The organism is Bradyrhizobium sp. 14AA, assembly GCF_054185205.1.
This window is the reverse complement of the sequence record NZ_JAVAYM010000012.1, coordinates 138992-156755: the sequence shown is the minus strand read 5'-3', so window position 1 is coordinate 156755 and position 17764 is coordinate 138992. Positions and strand designations below refer to the sequence as shown.

The 17764-nt window shown below is 65.4% G+C and carries 15 protein-coding genes; 4 read left to right on the top strand and 11 right to left on the bottom strand.

The window, feature by feature from the left end; translation table 11 throughout:
• The first annotated feature begins 25 nt into the window (after window positions 1-25).
• The gene (locus tag RAD15_RS22300) at window positions 26-1078 is read left to right on the top strand and encodes an alpha/beta fold hydrolase (RefSeq protein WP_458180327.1); all 1053 of its coding nucleotides are present in this window, start codon (window positions 26-28) and stop codon (window positions 1076-1078) included.
• Window positions 1079-1439: 361 nt separating this feature from the next.
• Window positions 1440-2426 carry a helix-turn-helix domain-containing protein gene (locus RAD15_RS22295; protein WP_458180325.1) on the top strand — a complete coding sequence of 329 codons (987 nt, stop codon included), beginning with the start codon at window positions 1440-1442 and terminating at the stop codon, window positions 2424-2426.
• 225 nt (window positions 2427-2651) lie between these two features.
• On the opposite strand, the gene RAD15_RS22290 is transcribed toward RAD15_RS22295, so the two are convergent.
• Window positions 2652-4973 (bottom strand): molybdopterin guanine dinucleotide-containing S/N-oxide reductase, encoded by a 2322-nt coding sequence (locus RAD15_RS22290; protein ID WP_458180324.1) that lies wholly within the window; start codon window positions 4971-4973, stop codon window positions 2652-2654.
• Between the two features lie 104 nt (window positions 4974-5077).
• On the opposite strand from RAD15_RS22290, the gene RAD15_RS22285 reads away from it, so the two are divergent.
• Window positions 5078-5647, top strand: coding sequence for a RidA family protein (locus RAD15_RS22285; protein WP_458180323.1), 570 nt, complete (start codon window positions 5078-5080; stop codon window positions 5645-5647).
• Window positions 5648-5686: 39 nt separating this feature from the next.
• Here RAD15_RS22285 and RAD15_RS22280 read toward each other — a convergent pair whose 3' ends face one another.
• The 10 genes from RAD15_RS22280 to RAD15_RS22235 form a co-directional block, all read right to left on the bottom strand.
• Entirely contained in the window at window positions 5687-7186 is a 1500-nt protein-coding gene (locus tag RAD15_RS22280; protein WP_458180322.1) for a tripartite tricarboxylate transporter permease, read from the bottom strand.
• Window positions 7187-7198: 12 nt separating this feature from the next.
• Window positions 7199-7666 (bottom strand): tripartite tricarboxylate transporter TctB family protein, encoded by a 468-nt coding sequence (locus RAD15_RS22275; RefSeq protein WP_458180321.1) that lies wholly within the window; start codon window positions 7664-7666, stop codon window positions 7199-7201.
• Window positions 7663-8478, bottom strand: coding sequence for a carboxymuconolactone decarboxylase family protein (locus tag RAD15_RS22270; RefSeq protein ID WP_458180320.1), 816 nt, complete (start codon window positions 8476-8478; stop codon window positions 7663-7665). Before RAD15_RS22270 ends, RAD15_RS22275 begins: the two co-directional genes overlap by 4 nt.
• A 13-nt stretch (window positions 8479-8491) precedes the next feature.
• Window positions 8492-9265 (bottom strand): SDR family NAD(P)-dependent oxidoreductase, encoded by a 774-nt coding sequence (locus tag RAD15_RS22265; protein WP_458180319.1) that lies wholly within the window; start codon window positions 9263-9265, stop codon window positions 8492-8494.
• A gap of 11 nt (window positions 9266-9276) precedes the next feature.
• On the bottom strand, window positions 9277-10308 hold the full coding sequence (locus RAD15_RS22260) for an acyl-CoA dehydrogenase family protein (RefSeq protein ID WP_458180318.1): 1032 nt from the start codon (window positions 10306-10308) through the stop codon (window positions 9277-9279).
• A gap of 36 nt (window positions 10309-10344) precedes the next feature.
• Window positions 10345-11118, bottom strand: coding sequence for an SDR family NAD(P)-dependent oxidoreductase (locus RAD15_RS22255; protein ID WP_458180317.1), 774 nt, complete (start codon window positions 11116-11118; stop codon window positions 10345-10347).
• A 46-nt stretch (window positions 11119-11164) separates the two neighbouring features.
• The gene (locus RAD15_RS22250) at window positions 11165-12376 is read right to left on the bottom strand and encodes an acyl-CoA dehydrogenase (protein WP_458180316.1); all 1212 of its coding nucleotides are present in this window, start codon (window positions 12374-12376) and stop codon (window positions 11165-11167) included.
• 56 nt (window positions 12377-12432) lie between these two features.
• A complete protein-coding gene (locus RAD15_RS22245) occupies window positions 12433-13650 on the bottom strand; it encodes an ABC transporter substrate-binding protein (protein WP_458180315.1) in 1218 nt (405 codons plus the stop codon).
• Window positions 13651-13712: 62 nt separating this feature from the next.
• The gene (locus RAD15_RS22240) at window positions 13713-15836 is read right to left on the bottom strand and encodes an acetate--CoA ligase family protein (protein ID WP_458180314.1); all 2124 of its coding nucleotides are present in this window, start codon (window positions 15834-15836) and stop codon (window positions 13713-13715) included.
• Between the two features lies 1 nt (window position 15837).
• Window positions 15838-16608, bottom strand: a complete 771-nt coding sequence (locus RAD15_RS22235) for an enoyl-CoA hydratase/isomerase family protein (RefSeq protein ID WP_458180313.1) — start codon at window positions 16606-16608, stop codon at window positions 15838-15840.
• Between the two features lie 177 nt (window positions 16609-16785).
• Between RAD15_RS22235 and RAD15_RS22230 the strand changes: the two genes are divergently transcribed.
• The gene (locus tag RAD15_RS22230) at window positions 16786-17763 is read left to right on the top strand and encodes a tripartite tricarboxylate transporter substrate binding protein (RefSeq protein ID WP_458180312.1); all 978 of its coding nucleotides are present in this window, start codon (window positions 16786-16788) and stop codon (window positions 17761-17763) included.
• Window position 17764 lies beyond the last annotated feature (1 nt).

The following is a 17764-nucleotide window of genomic DNA, read 5'->3' as shown; positions in this document are numbered from 1 at the left end:
CTTGCAAGGACGAGAGGAGAAATACATGTCCGACAACATCGACCGTGAACGCCGCCGCTTCTTCGGAAGCGCCGCCATGACGTTCGCAGCAGCCCAGCTTTCGCTGACCGCGCCGGCCGCTGCGGAGACGGCCAAGCCGGCTAAGCCCGCCGGCGGTGTCAAGCCGGGAACCAACACGGCGTTTGGGTCCCTGAAGCAGATCGACGCCGGCCTCCTCAACGTCGGCTATGCCGAGGCGGGCCCCGCCGACGGTCCGCCGGTGATCCTGCTGCACGGCTGGCCCTACGACATCTATGCCTTTGTCGACGTCGCACCGCTGCTTGCGGCGGCCGGCCATCGCGTGATCATCCCCTATTTGCGCGGCTATGGCAGCACACGTTTCCTCTCCGACACGACAATCCGAAACGGGCAGCCGGCGGCGATCGCGACCGACATCATCGCGCTGATGGACGCGCTCAAGCTCGAGAAGGCCACTGTCGCAGGCTTCGACTGGGGTGCACGCACCGCCAACATCGTCGCTGCACTCTGGCCGGAACGCGTCAAGGCGATGGTCTCGGTGAGCGGCTATCTGATCGGCAGCCAGCAGGCCGGCAAGATGCCGCTGCCGCCGAAGGCGGAGCTGCAATGGTGGTATCAGTTCTATTTCGCGACCGAGCGCGGCCGCGAAGGCTACGACAAATACCGCCGCGACTTCTCGAAGCTGATCTGGCAGCTCGCTTCGCCGCAATGGCACTTCGACGATGCCACCTTCGAGCGCAGCGCCAGGGCGTTCGACAATCCGGATCATGTCGCGATCGTGGTCCACAATTATCGCTGGCGGCTCTCCCTTGCCGAGGGCGAGGCGAAATACGACGCATACGAGACGCGGCTGGCGCAGGCTCCCGTGATCACCGTGCCCACGATCACCATGGAAGGTGATGCCAACGGCGCACCGCATCCGGAGCCGTCGGCCTACGCCAAGAAATTCTCGGGGCACTATTCGCACCGGAGCATCAAGGGCGGCATCGGACACAATCTGCCGCAGGAGGCGCCGAAGGCCTTTGCCGATGCGATCCTCGACGTGGCGGCCGCAAGCTAGCACCACGCAGACGAAGCCCGGCGGACCGATCAATCCGTCGGGCTTTCGCTTCCACTTGATCAAGCAATCCGCTCATTCAGCACGAGCCGCGGATCCAGTGAACGCACTGGGCCGATCTCATGCCTGCACACCGATCGCCGCGCGAATTCTCAAATCGCGCCCAAACAATTGGAAACTTTGACACAATTGCACTGTCTGCGACCAGCCGTCGCACCCGACATGCGTGCACAAAAACTAACAGATCCTAATCACCACTAACGGGCTTCCTGGCCAACGCGCGCCTATCCTCTCAGCATGGAAAGCGTGGGTTTTGCCGCGTTTGCCGGTCGCAAACAGCGGCAAAGCCAGGAGAGGACGAACGATGTTGACCAATTTGCAAGCGGCGCGTGCCTGGATCGATTTTCCGCGCAGCCCGCGAGATCTCGAGGTCCTTGAAGCAACACAGGCGATCGCCCGGGAGGGCCAATGGCGTCAGGTCGATCGCAACCCGGAGGCGCCCCTCGAGGACATCGTGATCTCGCGATGGGAAGACCTGCGAGACATCTCGTTGCACGAAGCGACGACGCCCGAGGACCGCTATTTCGTCGGCATCGCCCTGAAGACCACGCGTGTGAAACTGACCCGGGACCGCCAGATCATTTTCGACGGCACCATGCCGGCGGGCACGCTCTATGTCAGTGCGCCGTCGAAGCCTCTCGGTGCACAATTCCAGTCGCCATGCGCCTTCCTGCACTTCCACATCTCCACCGACCATTTTCCGGAGCAATTCCCCGCGACCGAAGGACTGCACGACCTCGTCCTGTTGCGCGACCCGCTCGCGGCCGAGCTTGCCAAGGCGCTCGTCGAACATGCTGACGCTACGGATCACCAGTTCATGCGCTGCATCGGCCAGACCCTTGCGATGCATCTCACCCGGCTGGAATTGCCGCGCGCCAGGGTCAACGCCTTGCCGAAATGGCGGCTGCGCCGCGTCGAGCAATATATCGCGGATCATTTCGACCGCTGCGTCAGCCTGTCCGAGCTCGCCAATGTCGCCGGCCTGTCCAGGATGCACTTCGCGGCACAATTCCGCGCCGCGACCGGTTATCGTCCGCGCGAATATCTGCTCAATCACCGCATCGGGCATGCCAAGACGCTGCTCGCAACCACCGAGCGGCCGTTGGCCGAGATCGCGCTCGCCGTCGGCTTCAGCACGCAGGCGCATTTCTCGACCGTCTTCAAGCGCATCAGCGGCCAGTCTCCGGCACGCTGGCGGCTCGTCAGCAAGGGTGAACACCGTGAGGCCGAAGCGCCGCCACGGCGCCGTCTATCTCCGGCGGGGGACTGGATCGCCAGCGCAGCGGCGTAGCATCCGGCCGGCTCGCGCCCTCCTCCTCCCGGGCCCGCGAGCCTCTCGGGGCCGTTCCTGCTCGTACACAGGACGGCCCCTTTTTCTTGGTGCGCGCTGCGCTCGCATGACGGAGCAGAAGAATCGAGATGCGCGTAGCCCGGATGAGCGCAGCGATATCCGGGATCTTTGCACGGGGTTTCCCGGGTATCGCTGCGCTCACCCGGGCTACGACACCGACGCTTCCTACACCGGATCGAACGCCCGGATCGGCGGCAGGTTGCCGGTGAACTTCTCGACCTCAACCACCGTCAGCTGACCGGTACAGCCCTGCGCGAACGATGAAGTACCGACATCGCGGGTGAGCACGTTCGGATTGCCGTGCACGCAGAGCGGCGCGTCGTCCTCGGGGTCCATCGGGTCGTACCAGGCGCCGGTCGGCAGCTGCACCACGCCGGGCGCGATGCCGTCGGTGACGTGGACTGCGGCGAGGCAGGCGCCGCGATCGTTGAACAGGCGAATGATGTCGCCGTCCTTGATGCCGCGTGCATCAGCATCGCGCGGATTCATGCGCGCGACCTCTCGGCCGCGATGCTTCGCTCCAAGCGAATGGCCGCCGAAATCGAGCTGGCTGTGCAGGCGCGTCACCGGCTGGTTGGCGACGAGGAAGCACGGCGCGCCGGGTTTGGGCATGTCGGTCTTCTCCAGCCAGACCGGATGACCGGGGCAATCCGCATCGCCATGAGCAGCGATCTTCTGCGAGAAGATCTCGATGCGACCGCTCGGCGTCGGCAGGGCGTGATCGGCCGGATCCTCGCGGAAGCGGCGCAGCCGGCCGCCGTCGTCGGGCTGCTGCGGCACGACCAGGCTGCCGCGTTGCCAGAATTCGTCGAAGCTCGGCGCCTCCAGGCCGCGCTTGGCGAGCGAGGCGCGAGTCGGCTCATAGAGATGTTGCAGCCACTCCCGCGAGGTGCGGCCTTCGGTGAAGGGTTCGCGCGCGCCAAGGCGGTCGGCGAGATCGGCGAAGATATCGTAGTCGTCGCGCGCAAGGCCGAACGGCTCGGCGATCCGGTGCATGGCGACCATCAGCGGATCATTGGTGGAATAGCCGATGTCCTCGCGCTCCAGCGTCATCGTCGCGGGCAGCACGATGTCGGCGTGCCGCGCCGTCGCGGTCCAGGCGAGCTCGTGCACGACGAACGTGTCGAGCTGCGCGAAGGCCCTGCGCAGGCGGTTGATGTCCTGGTGGTGATGGAAGGGATTGCCGCCGGCCCAGTAGACGAGACGGATGTCGGGATAGGTGCGCGTCTCGCCATTGTAGCGATAGGTGCTGCCGGGGTTGAGCAGCATGTCGGCGATGCGCGCCACCGGAATGAAATCGGCGACGCCATTGCGGCCCTGCCCCAGCGTCGGCCCCGGCACGTCGTTGACGCGACGGCCGTAATAGCCGATCGCCCCGAGCGAATAGGCGTAGCCGCCGCCGGGCAGGCCGATCTGGCCGAGCGCGGCCGCCAGCACCATGCCCATCCACACCGGCTGCTCGCCATGCTCGGCGCGCTGGAGCGAATGGGAGACGGTGATCAGCGCACGCTTTCCGGCAACGCGACGCGCCAGCTCGCGGATCGTCTGCGCCGCGACGCCTGAGATCGCGGCGGCCCATTCGGCGTGCTTTGCCTGTCCATCGCTCTCGCCGGTGAGATAGCGCAGGAAGACGGGCCAACCTTCGGTGTAGCGATCGAGGAAAGCCTGGTCGTGCAGCCCCTCGCTCACGAGCGTGTGGACGATGCCGAGCATCAGCGCGGTGTCGGTGCCGGGCACGCAGGTCATCCATTCGGCACCGGCTTCGACGGGAAGATCGTCACGGAGCGGGCTGACCAGGACGAACTCGCAGCCACGCCGACGCGCCGCCTCCATGGCGCCGCGCTCGACATGCTTGCTGATCGAGCCGCCGGCCACCATCGAATTCTTCAGCGCCATGCCGCCGAACGCCAGCACGATGTCGGTGTCAGCGGCGATCTGCTCCCAGGTGACGTTGCGCTTGGTGATGTCCTCGTAGCCCGCCAGGATCTGCGGCAGCAGCACCGAGGACGCGCCGGAGGAGTACGTGTTCACCGAGCGCACATAGCCGCCCATCGCGATGTTGAGGAAGCGATGCACCTGGCTCTGGGCGTGATGGAAGCGGCCCGCGCTCGACCAGCCATAGGAGCCGCCGAACACGGCGCCGGGACCGCGCGTGTCACGGATGCGCGACAGCTCGCCGCCGAGGAGATCGAGCGCCTTCTCCCAGCTGACGGAGACGAATTCGTCGCGGCCGCGACGATCGTCCGGACCGGGCCCGCGCTCGAGCCAGCCGCGGCGGATCGCCGGCTGGGCAATGCGCGCCTGGTGACGGAGCGCGCCGGGGAAATTATCGATGATGCCGTTCGGATCGGGATCGCCCGCATAGGCCCTCACCTCAAGCCCGGCTTCGCTTTGGCGCGCGGAAAACACGCCCCAATGCGAGGTGTGCGGCTTGAAGCCGTCCGACAGGTCGAGGCCGGGGTCGGGGAAGCCAATCGTATCGTCCATCGCCTGATCCTTGTTCCGGGGCGCGGTCCAGCCGCCCCCGAGTCAATTCCGGTGGCAGTATACCGATCCATCCTCCGATGTCGTCGGGATCAGGGCCGGCGGAAATGCTGGGCTCTCGTGCGCAAGGACATCTTGGTGAACATTCGGCGGGCCATCGACGACGATTCTGTCGCCAATTTATTCATTTATTTTCAAAGCCTTATCGGATCGCCTTCGGAATGTCCCGGTCGAGCCGTTTGCAAGCGCGCGAAATCTCATCCAACGACACCGACATGGAAATGTGCGATATGCCGCCCATCCCCTCAAGCAACACCGGTCTCATCATGATCCAGCGCGTCTTGCCCTACGAAGGACTGCTCCACGAAGTGGTCGAGCACAACGGTGTGCTCTACATCGGCGGAATCGTCCCCGAGGACACCAGCCTCGACATGTCGGGCCAGGCTAACGACGTTCTCGGGCAGCTGGGGCGGCTGCTGAAGACCCTCGGATCCGACTCAGCCAACGTCTTGCAGGTGACCATCTACATGACGGACCTGAAAGAGAAGGCGGAGTTCAATGCGGCCTGGAAGGCGCACTTCGCAGAAGCTCATCTGCCGGCGCGCGCTGCAGTCGGCGTCGCCGACCTCGGTCCGGGCGTCAAGCTCGAGATGACCGCCATCGCGGCCCGGCAATAGGAGCGCGCGCGGCCGGTCAGATGACCTTCTTGCCCGACATCATTCCTGGAGCGCCTCCTCGCGCCGCGCGCGGATCGTCGGCAGCATGATCAGGAGGATCGCGATGGCGGCCGCAGCCAGCAGGCTCGCCGAGAGCGGCGAAGTGAGCAGCACGGTGGCATCGCCGCGCGACAACACCATGGCCCGGCGGAAGTTTTCTTCGATCGCGGGGCCCAGAACCAGACCGAGCAGCAGCGGCGCCGCCGGCAGTTGCAGCTTGATCAGGACGTAGCCGAACACGCAGAACACGGCCGCCTCATAGACCTCGAAGGTTCCGCTGTTGATGGAATAGACGCCGATCGAGCAGAACACCATGATCGCGGGGAACAGATAGCGGTAGGGAATGGTGAGCAGCTTCACCCAGAGGCCGACCAGCGGAAGATTGAGGATCAGCAGCATGAGATTGCCGACCCACATCGAGGCGATCAGGCCCCAGAACAGCGTCGGGTTCTTCGTCATCACCTCCGGGCCCGGATGGATGTTGTGGATGTTCATGGCGCCGACCATCAGGGCCATCACGACGTTGGAGGGAACCCCGAGCGTCAGCAGCGGGATGAACGAGGTTTGCGCGCCGGCGTTGTTCGCGGATTCCGGGCCTGCGACGCCCTCGATGGCACCCTTGCCGAACTCTTCGGGATGCCGCGACAGCTTCTTCTCGAGCGTATAGGAGGCAAAGGACGAGAGCACCGCGCCGCCGCCGGGCAGGACTCCCAGCAGCGTGCCGAGCGTCGTGCCGCGCAGCATCGCTGGCACCATGCGGCGGAAATCCTCGCGGGTCGGAAACAGATTGGTGATCTTCTGGGTCACCAGCGACAGCTTGTCGTCCTGTTCGAGATTCTTGACGATCTCGGCGAAGCCGAAGATGCCCATCGCCAGCGGCACAAAATCGAGACCGTCGAACAGCTGGGGAACGCCGAAGGCAAAGCGCTGGCTGCCGCTGTTCAAATCGGTGCCAACGAGGCTGAGCAACATGCCGAGCACGACCATGCCGATGCCCTCGATGAACGGCCCGCTCGACAGCACCGAGGCGAGGATCAGGCCGAGGATCATGAGCGCGAAGAATTCCTTGGGGCCGAACAGCAGGGCCGTTGCGGTCAGCGGGCCTGCAAGGGCTGCCAGCGCGAGCGTCGCCACGCATCCGGCGAAGAACGAGCCGATCGCGGCGGTTGAGAGCGCCACACCGGCGCGGCCCTGCTTCGCCATCTGATAACCGTCGATCGTGGTCACGACGGACGAGGACTCGCCGGGCAGATTGACGACGATGGCCGTGGTCGAGCCGCCATACTGCGCGCCGTAATAGATGCCGGCGAGCATGATCAGCGCGGCGTCCGGCGGCAGCGCATAGGTGATCGGCAGCAGCATCGCGATGGTCGCGAGCGGACCGAGGCCCGGAAGCACGCCGATCAGGGTGCCGAGCAGGCAGCCGAAGAAGGCGTAGAGCAGGTTGACGGGCTGGGCAGCCGTGGCAAAGCCGATCGCCAGATTGTGGAAGAGATCCATCGATCGGCTCGCTCAGTTGACGAGTGAAGGCCACACGGGCAGCGGCAGCCCGAGACCGTAGACGAAGACGGCCAGGCACAGCGCGATGAGCACGGCCGCGTTCGTCAGCGCTCCGATCCAGGTGAATTCGTGACTGGCCCTGCTCGACACCATGATCAGCACGAACAGAGCGCCGACCAGACCGAGCGGGAATAGCAGAGCACCGAACAGGATCACGGACCCGGTGATCCAGGCGAGTCCCTTGATATCCCAGTTGCGCAGCGCCTCCCGGCCCGCGCTGGGCCTCACTGCACTGAGGATAACGGCAACACCGATGACGGCGAGCACGATTGCGAGCAGGCGCGGGAAATATCCAGGCCCCATCTTCGCGGCGGTACCTGCGGGGTACTGTAGCGCCGTCACGAAGAAGAAGATTGCAAAGGCAAGGAACAGAGTGCCGGATGCGAATGCCCTCTGATTGCGGATCGCCAATCCCTTCATTCCCGTCCTCCTCGCTCGCCCGCTTCTTCGCTCTGCTCGCTCGCTCCGGCCTTCCCGGAGCGCTCATCGAGCGCTTCCATCAGGACGGGCACGCCGAAGGCGCAGGCGTGGACGCCAAGGTGCGCGGTCATCTGCAGAACCTGAAGGATCTCGCGCTGGCCGATGCCGAGCCGCAGCGCCCGCTTGATCTGGACCCGCAGCCCATGCGGGTCGAGCGCCGTGAAGCAGGCATTCAGCGCGATTGAGATCAGGCATTGCGATGGTTTGTCCAGACCGCCTTCAGACTGTCCGCCCGCAAGGAGATCGAGCAAGACGGCGAAATAGCCGGGATCGCGCCGCAGCCACTGCTCGCAGAAGTCAGGCCAATCCCCGAATTGCGCTACGTAGGCATCCCGCAGCGCCTTCTGCTTGTCCGAGAGCGCTGGGAGGTCGACGTCCAGGCCCGCGCTTGCCAATTCCTCTGCGAGAATGCCGATGCCGAGATTGCAGCCATCCAGCCCCTGCGCCGTCGCGAGCCGAAACACGTCCATAATCTCCCGAGCCGACGCGCCCTCCTGAAGCGCAAGCCGGAGATGGAGGGCGAGCCCGGAGCGGAACAGATGCGTCGAGGAGCCGTCGAGGGCGACGTAGATCAGCTCGCACATCTTGCGAGACAGCGGTCCCTTCTCTGCGGCATAGCCTGCATATTTGCCGTAGGTCTGCAGAAACTCGGGATCGAAACGCAGCAGGCCTTCCGTCCAGGGCCGCCAATAGCCGCGCGCCTTGATGTAGGCTTCTTTCAACACCTCTTGTTCCGGCGTCAGATGGGACATCGTGATCGCACCGTCAGGCAATGTTCGTCAGGGTGATCCCGCCATCGACGGTGAGCACCTGCGCGGAGATGAAGCTGCTCTCGTCGCCGGCGAGGAAGCAGATCGCCTTGGCGATGTCGTCGACCGTACCGAGCCGCCCCAGCGGCGTCCGCGCAATCCGGCGCGCGTCGAGTTCGGCGTTGCGGTTGCGCATCGTTCCCTCGGTCGGAATAGCCGACGGCGCCACCGCGTTGACGCGGATGTTGCGCTCGCCGAGCTCCGCCGCGGCAGCCCGGGTGATGCCCATGACACCGGCCTTGATCCCGCTGTAGACGATGCTGTTCTTGGCCGACAGCAGACCGGCCACCGAAGCGACGTTGACGATGGCGCCACCACGTTGCGCATCCATGACCTCCGCGGCGGCCTGGATGCCCCACATCACCGCCTTGAAGCCGATGTTGAGCATGCGCTCGACGGTTTCCGGCGCGATGTCCGCGACCGACTGATAGCGGACCCAGGCCGCGTTGTTGACGAGGATGTCAAAACGCCCTTGCCGTTCGGCCAATCCAAGCACGGCTTGCCGCATGCCGTCGCGGCTGGACACGTCCTGCGCCACCGGAACCGCGTTGCCGCCCGAGGCCTTGATTGCCTCCACCGTGGCGTCGACGAATTCCGCCTTCAGATCGTTGATGCCGACGATCGCGCCGCGCGCGGCAAGCTTGAGCGCCGTTGCGCGGCCGATGCCGTTTCCGGCACCCGTGACGAGTGCGACGCGGCCTGCGAGCGTCTGATCCCTGGTCTCGGTCATGGTCATCTCCTTCACGCTCCCGCTTCAGCAAACGGAGCAACTTCCGATACGTAACGGCGTCCGAACGCGCCGATCAGGCCACTGGCATCGCCTTGCGCCTGGAGCGTGCGGATGCGGCGCAAATGACGATGCACCGGGACATCCCAGGTAAAGCCCATGCCGCCGTGGATCTGCAGCGCGCCTTCGCTGATCGAACTGCCATAGGTCGCTGCTGCCAGGAACGCTGCATCGCGCTGGACGGGGCCGCCATCCCCGGACAGGCTCCGGGTGATCGCGTGACGGATGCTCTCGAGCCCGAGCTTCTGGCGCGCCAGCGCGTGACGGATGGCCTGGTTGTAGGACAGTGCGTGGCCGAACTGACGGCGCGTCGACGCATGTTCCTGCGCCAGCGACAGACATGCCTCGGCCGATCCCAGGATGGCCGCGGCGCGGAGCAAATTGGCGTCCGAGTTGAGCAAGTCCCAGGTGTCGGCCGGCAGGATGGAGCCAATGGGAACTTCGACTTTCTCCAGCCGCACCGCATGCTCCGGCACCGTCAGATCGAGGCCTTCAGCCTCTTCCACCACAATGCCCTCGGCATTGGTCGCGATCAATGCAGCGGTGCCCGCCTTCATCCGCACCAGGATGTAGTCAGCCTGCGCCGCGCAGGGCGCGCGCGCGACCGAGCCGCTCAGCAGCAGCAATCCGCCCTCCCGTTCGGCGGTGGCCTCACCCTGCCAGGCGATCGTCGCCAATGTCTCCCCGGAAACGATCGCAGCGGCAAGACGCGTCAGCGACGGCTGGAGCAGGCGGCCGACGAGAATGGACTCCAGCAGCGGAAACCCGAGCAATCCGGAATTTGCAGCCGCGATCACCGGAACCGCGAAGCCGAGCGGCAGCGCAAGTCCCCCGACCTCCTCCCCGGCGAGGACGCCGAGCAGGCCATCATCGGCGAGCTTCTGCGCCTGTTCGCGCACGTCCAAACCCGCACATGCGATCACTGCGCGCGCTGCGGTTGCCGCGAACTCGTCGGGCTGAAGTCCTTCGCCGGCCATGGTCATCATTATCCTCTTCAAGAACTGTGCGACTGCAACTGCTCGCTAGGCGAGATACCCGCCATCGACGGGCAGGATGACGCCGTTGACATAGGACGCCATCGCCGAGGCGAGAAAGATCACCGGCCCGGCAATCTCGTCGGGCTGGCCCACGCGCCTCATCGGGGTGCGCGCCATCAGGCCGGAGAGCCTCGCCGGATTGTCGCGCGTGAACTCGCTCATCTCGGTCGCGATGATGCCGGGCGCGACGGCGTTGACCCTGATGCCGTCAGGCGCGAGATCGCGGGCAAGCGCCTGCGTGAACAGCCTCACCGCTCCCTTGGACGGCGAATAGCCGAGCGTGCCGCCCATGCCGCCAAAGGCGGCGACCGAAGCAACGTTGATGATGGCGCCCCGCGTCTTGCGCAGCGCAGGAATGAAGGCGTGAACCACGTTGAAAGTGCCGTTGACGTTCACGTCGAACACCTGGCGCCAGTTTTCGTGCGCGCGCGGGCTGTCGATCGGCTCCCGAATGATGATGCCGGCGTTGTTGACGATGACGTCGGCGGGACCGATCTCCTCGTCCACGCGCCTCGCCACCTCGCTACAGGCCTGAGCATCCGTCACGTCGAGAGAATAGGCGACCGCCTCCCTGCCTCCGTCCCTCATCTCGCGAGCGGCGGACTCTGCCCGGTCCTGTCGCAGATCGGTCAGGACAACTCTCGCCCCGGCGGCGGCAAGGCCGAGCGCGATTGCGCGTCCGATCCCCTGGCCCGCTCCCGTCACCACGACGAGGCGATCTCTCAGCAAGCCCGCAGCTCCGCTCCGGCCGTCGGACATCAGCGGCTCCTTGCGGTTTGCGACGAGGCCATGAGCTGGGAGACCATTATTTGCCCCTCGACAGCTGGAGGATACGATCGGCGATGATGCCGAGCTGGATCTCAGTCGTGCCTGCGTAAATGGTCTCGGCGCGCGCCTGGAGGTAGATGGCCTCAAAGCGTCGCCGCGCCACCTTGACTGCCGCCTTCTGCGGCAACGAGGCCTGCGAGAGCAATTCAATCGCGAGCGCCGCGAAGCGCTGATGCGATTCGCTCCAGTAGAGCTTCGCAAGACTGCCGCGCGCGCCGATCTTGTCGCCGTTCGCGAGCGCGTCGACGGCGGTCTCGACATGCGCCTTCAGCACCTCGATCTCGACCGCGACCTCACCGAGCCTGACCGCATACTGCCGGTCCGCGACCATCTGCGACAACGTCGGATCCGCCTTGCAGGCCGAAATCAGATGACGCAGCTCGTTCTCGAATCGCCAGGCGCGATACATGCGGTTGGTCGCGCGCTCGATCTCAAGCACGCGGATGGCGGCGGCCCAGCCCTCGTCCGGCGCGCCGATCGCATCGGCTTGGGCGACCTCGACCTCGTCGAAGAAGACCTCGCAAAAACTCTCGCGTCCGTCGATCGACTTGATGGTCCGCACCCGCACGCCCTTCGCATCGAGCGGCACCGCGAACATGGCAAGGCCGCGATGGCGGTCCTCCAGTGCTCCGGTGCGCGCGAGCACCAGGCAACGCTGCGCCCGGTACGCGCCGCTAGTCCAGATCTTCTGGCCATTGATGCGCCACTGGTCGCCGCTCCGCGTGGCGCGGGTGCGAAGCCCGGCGAGGTCGGAGCCGGCCTCGGGCTCCGAAAATCCCTGGCACCAGATGTTGCGCATCTCCAGGATCGCGGGCAAGAAGCGGCGCTTCTGCTCTTCGGTCCCCACCGCGAGAATGATGGGACCGGCGAGCTCCTTGCCGATCGAATTGACGCTCTCCGGCATCGCGAGCCGGCCGATCTCCTGATTGGCGATGAGATGTTCGCGCAAGGTGCGGCCATGCCCGCTATAGGCCTGCGGCCAGGTGATGCCCGTCAAGCCAGCACGGTACATCGCCGCCTCCCAGGCGACGGATTGCTGGAGCGTGGGCGAGGCGAAAGCGGCGCTGTCGCTGCGGAAACTGCCGGGCAGATTGGCATGCAGCCAGCGATGCATCGCATCGCGATAGGCTACGCCCGTCAGGTTCTCGCCCGCGATGGATTGCGTCGATACCGCTTCAAGTACACTCATCGCCTGCTTCCTGCTTTCGCCCTATGTGCCGCCATGCCCGCCGCACCGTCCGCTCGTCACTGCGACTTGAGAAGGTCGCAGGCGCTCTCCGACGCCGGCCGCCACGCATCGTCGGGCGCGATCGTGCCGGTGATGTCGTAATAGTCGTAAGTGTATTTGGACTCCGCCGGCGCCTTGATCCGCGCGACATACAGCGGACGCATCACCTGGCCGTCGGCCCTGATCGCGACATTCTTCATCTCGAAATCGTTGACCGGCGTGTTCTTCATCTGCCGCATCACGGCATCGCCATCGTCGGAACCGGCCGCGGCCACCGCCTTCAGATAATGCGTGATGGCGCTGTAGGTGGCCGACTTGCCCTCGTTGAGCAGCTGACCGTTGGTCGCGTCGGCATAGCGCTTGGCAAAGGCCCGGCTCTCCGGAGTCATGTCCCAATAGAAGGGCGTCGTCAGCCGCACGTTCTGGAGGTCTTTGAGGCCAATCCCATGCGTCTGGCTGATCATGAGGCCGAGCGGAACGAGCAATTGCGACTTGGTCAGCCCGAACTCCTGCGCCTGCTTGATCGCATTGGCGAAGTCCGCGCCCGAATTGGCGAGCGCAATCGCCTTGGCGCCGCTGGCCTGCGCCGTCAGCAGGAACGAGGAGAGATCCGACGAATTCAGAGGGTGCAGCACCGAGCCGAGCACCTTGCCGCCTCCCGCTTCGATGAACTTCGTCGCATCCGACTGCCAGGCCTTGCCGAAGGCATAATCGACCGTCAGGAAGAACCAGGTATCGATGCCCTGCGCGAGCAGCGCTTTCACCGTGGCCTTCGGCTGGGCATAAGTATCGACCACCCATTGTGTGGTCATCGGCGAGCATTTGTCGTTGGTGAAGAACGAGCCCGCCGTGCCGGCCAGCAAGTAGGGCTTCTTGCGGTTCTTCATGATGTCCTGCACCGCCAGCGCGATCGAGGACGCCGAGCAGCCGACGATGGCATCGACGCCTTCATTGTCGAGCCAGCGCAGCGCGATGGCGACGCCGACATCGGGCTTGTTCTGGTCGTCGGCGATCACGAGCTCGATCTTCTTGCCGCCGACCGTTCCGCCGAAATCGGCGACCGCGAGCTTGGCGGCCGCGACCGAGCCGAGGCCGCAATTGTCGGCATAGGGACCGTTCTGGTCGTTCATGATGCCGATCTTGACGACGTCGCCGGAGATGCCCTGTGCGGACAGCGGCGCAATCGTGAGCAGCAAGGCAATCATGCCGAGCGCCGTGATTATCGATCTCTTCACTGCTTCCTCCTGCTTTTACACGTTTCCTCTAGGCCGGCTTCTGCCGGCTCTATTTGTTGAGTTCAGTGGGTTGGCGGCGCACCGCGCGGGATCAGCAGCGCATCGAGCGCCACGGCTCCCTCGCCTTCTGCGCGCAGCAGCAGCGGATTGACGTCGATCTCGGCGATCGTGTCGGCATGCTCGGCGGCAAAGCGCGACAATGCCGCAAGGGCCTGCGCCGCGGCTGCGAGGTCGGCCCGCGGCCGGCCGCGCGCGCCGTCGAGCACAGCGAACGCCTTGAGCGATGTCAGCATCGCCATGGCCTGCGTCTCGCTGACCGGCGCCATCTGCACGGCGGAGTCCTGGAGGATCTCCGCGAAGATGCCGCCAAGGCCGACCATCACCACCGGCCCGAACACCGGATCGATGCGGCTACCGAGGATCAGCTCGGCGATCCCCTTGGCCATCGGCGCCACGATCACACCATCAATCGTGGCGTGCGGCGCCCTGGTGGCGACGCGATCGCGCATCTGGGCATAGGCGCGCCGAACCTCGGCTTCCGAACCGACGCCCACGACCACGCCGCCGGCCTCCGTCTTGTGCGGGAGATCGGGCGATGCGATTTTCAGCACCACGGGATAGCCGATCTCGGTGGCGGCACGCGCCGCCGCATCGACGTCCTGCACGAGACGCTCGGCCAGGACCGGAACGCCGGCATCGGCAAGCGCGCGCTTGGCGCCAAGCTCGTGACGGAACGCATCAGCGGCAAGTGGACCCGCCGGCCCAACTGCCGCGGGCGCCTCCTGCGGACGCTGCGACACCGCCTGCAATCGCACCAGCGCAGCGACGGTCGCGCAGCAGCCATCGAAGCTTTCCACCGTCGGAAAGCCGAGCGCGTGCAGCTCGGTCAACGCGTCCTTCGGACCGTCGACGCACAGGATGACCGGACGGTGCGGGAATTCCGCGCGGATGTTGCGCAGCGTGTCCATATAGATCGAGCGCAAGCGCGGCAGATGCAGCGAGAACGGCAGCGGCAGGATCACCGTGTCGGCGCGCTCGTCGGCCACGACGGCGGACATGATCTTCGCCAGAAGATCGGGACGGCTCGACATCTGCGCCGTGGCGTCGACCGGATTGCGGGCCGAAGCAAAGGGCACCAGCTCCAGAATTTTCCGCTGCGTGTCCTGTCCGAGTTCCGGCAGCGTCAACCCGACTGATTGCGCGGCATCCGCGAGTAGCACGCCGAAGCCGCCAGACGCCGTGAGGATCGCCACACCCGGTCCCTTCGGCAGCCGGTCCGGCAGCAGGATCGATGCCGCATGACCGAGATCGATGAGCTCGTCGATGCTGCGGACGCGCACCGCGCCACAGCGGGCAAACAGCGCATCGAACACGGCGTCCGATCCCGCCATGGCTCCAGTGTGCGAAGCGGCGGCGGCCTGGCCTGCCGCCGACGTCCCGATCTTCATGGCGATGACGGGCTTGCCGGCATCGCGCGCCTCCTCCAGCGCGGAAATCAGACGGCCGGCATCGCGGCACGCTTCGAGGCAGCACAGGATGACCTTGGTGGCGGGATCGCGCGCCATCCAGGCAATGCCGTCGGCGATGTCGACGTCGCATTCGTTGCCCGTGGTGATGAAGCGGCTGACGCCGACGCCCCGCTCACTGGCGAGCCGCATGGTGTAGCTGCCGAGATTGCCGCTCTGCGACACGATGCCGAGTGAACCGGCCGCCGGCATGCTGTGCTCGAGCACGATCGAAAACGTCGCGATACTCTTCTCGGCGATGCTGACCGCGCCGAGGCAGTTCGGCCCCAGCAGGCGCATGCCGCCATTGTGTGCGGCCACGCGCAGCCGCTCCTGCATCACGCGGCCCTGCTCACCAAGCTCGGCAAAGCCCGACGAGAACACGACGACGCTGCGGACGCCGCGTGCGGCGCACTGCTCCACCGCCTCGCCAGCGCGCTCCGCGTCAACCGCGATGATGGCAAGGTCCGGCGCCTCCGGCACCTCGGCGACGGAAGCGTAGGCCTTCAGGCCCTGCACCGTCGCGGCCTTCGGATTGACCGGATAGATGCGGCCTGCATAGCCGTGACGGCGCAGCAGGTCGACCGGCCGCCCGCCGATCTTGGTCGCCTCCTGCGAGGCGCCGATGATCGCGATCGAGCGCGGCGACATCAGCGCGTCGAGACCTTCTCCCGGCCGCATCTCAGCGCCCCTTGAACACCGGCGCGCGCTTCTCCAGGAACGCCATCCGCGCTTCCTTGGCGTCCTCCGTCTTGGACAATGCCATCGTGATGTTCTGCTCGAAGCGATAGGCATCCCGCGGCGGCATCAGCTCAACCATGTTCGCCGCGTTCTTGGCGTATTCCATCGCAATCGGGCTCTTGGACGCGATCTCGCGGGCGAGCTTCATCACTTCGGGGATCAGGTTTTCCTTGGTCGTGCAGGCCTCGATGATGCCGAGACGATAGAGCTCGGCGGCCGGCACGCGATAGCCCGTGAAGAACATGCGGCGCATCAGCGAGCGGCCGAACAGCGTGTTCAGCATGGCCGCGCCCCCGGCGAGCCCGACATTGATCTCGGGCATGCCGAACACGGCCTCCTCGCAGGCGTAGAAAATGTCGCAGGAGGCCATCAGGCCGACACCCGCGCCCAGCGCGACGCCGTTGATCGCCGCAATGACCGGCTTCGAACATTCACGGATGCAATTGCCGGTCTCGCGCGTGATCCGGTTATGGCTGTGAAACGCGCCGATCTTAGTCGGATCTGGACGATCCTTTAGGTCAGCGCCGCTACAGAACACCTTTCCGGCACCGGTCAGGATCGCGACCCTGACGTCGCTGCGCTCGGAAATCTCGTCGAACACGGCCACGATGCGGTCGCGCATCGCGCGATCGAGCGCATTCACGGGAGGACGGTTCAGCGTCACCAGCGCGATGTGGTCGGACACTTCGAGGGTGACGATATCTTCTGACATGGCTTCCTCCTGGGCTTCTGCTTGTCTTGCTTGTTACGCCTGACCGATCGGTCAGCTTTTTGCGCTGATAGCACCAACGAACGCGGCTGGCAATATCCTGCCGATCTTCTATTGACCGACCGATCGGTCAGTCGATAGATTCCGGAACAACAAACAACGACCTTGAGGAGGATTCCCATGCCCAGGATCAGCCGACGCCAGGCGACAGCTCTGATCGCCGGCGCCCTCGCCACCCCGCTTGGCGCGCCTGCGATCGTCAGGGCGCGCTCGTCGCAGATCTTCATCATCGTGCCCTATGCTCCGGGTGGCTCCATCGACAGCCTGATGCGCTCGATCGCGAAGGCAATGGCGGAAACCCTGGACCAGCCGGTCCTGGTCGACAACAAGCCGGGCGCCAACGGCATCGTCGGATCGCAATATGTCGCGCGCGCGCCGAAGGACGGATCGGTCCTGCTGGCCGGCGGCACCGGGCCGATCTCGCTGAACGTCCTGTTGCGCAAGAACCTGCCCTACAAGCTCGAGGACTTCGCCTCCGTCGCCATGCTCTGCAACGGGCCGCTATCGCTGACCGTGAACGCGCGGACACCGGCCGCCGACGTGAAGAGCTTCGTCACCTACGCCAAGGGCCGCGACAAGCCGCTGTTCTACGCCACGCTCGGTCCCGGCAGCGTCACGCATTTGTTCGGGATCATGATGGGCAAGTCGATGGGATTTGCGGTCACCGAGGTCGCCTATCGCAACAATCCGGCTTCGATCATGGAAACGCTGTCGGGGGAATGCGACCTCAATTTCGCAACGCCAGCCGCCGTGATCGAGCATGCGCGCGGCGGCCAGCTTCGCATCCTCGCGCTCTCCTCGGAAAAACGTATGGCGAGTTTCCCGAATATCCCGACGCTCGCCGAATCCGGCTATCCCGACCTCACGGCATCGTTCTGGACCGCCCTGCACGCGCCCGCCGGCACGCCCCGCGACGTCGTCGCGCGGCTGAACGCTGCAGCGAACGCCGCGGTGCAGAAGCCCGAGATCGCAAAGCAACTCGATACCGATGGCCTGATGGTCGATACCGGCGCACCGGATCGGTTGGACGCTCAGCTGACCAAGGATGCTGCGCTCTGGGGACCGGTGATCAAGGCACAAAACATCGTCTTGGAATGAG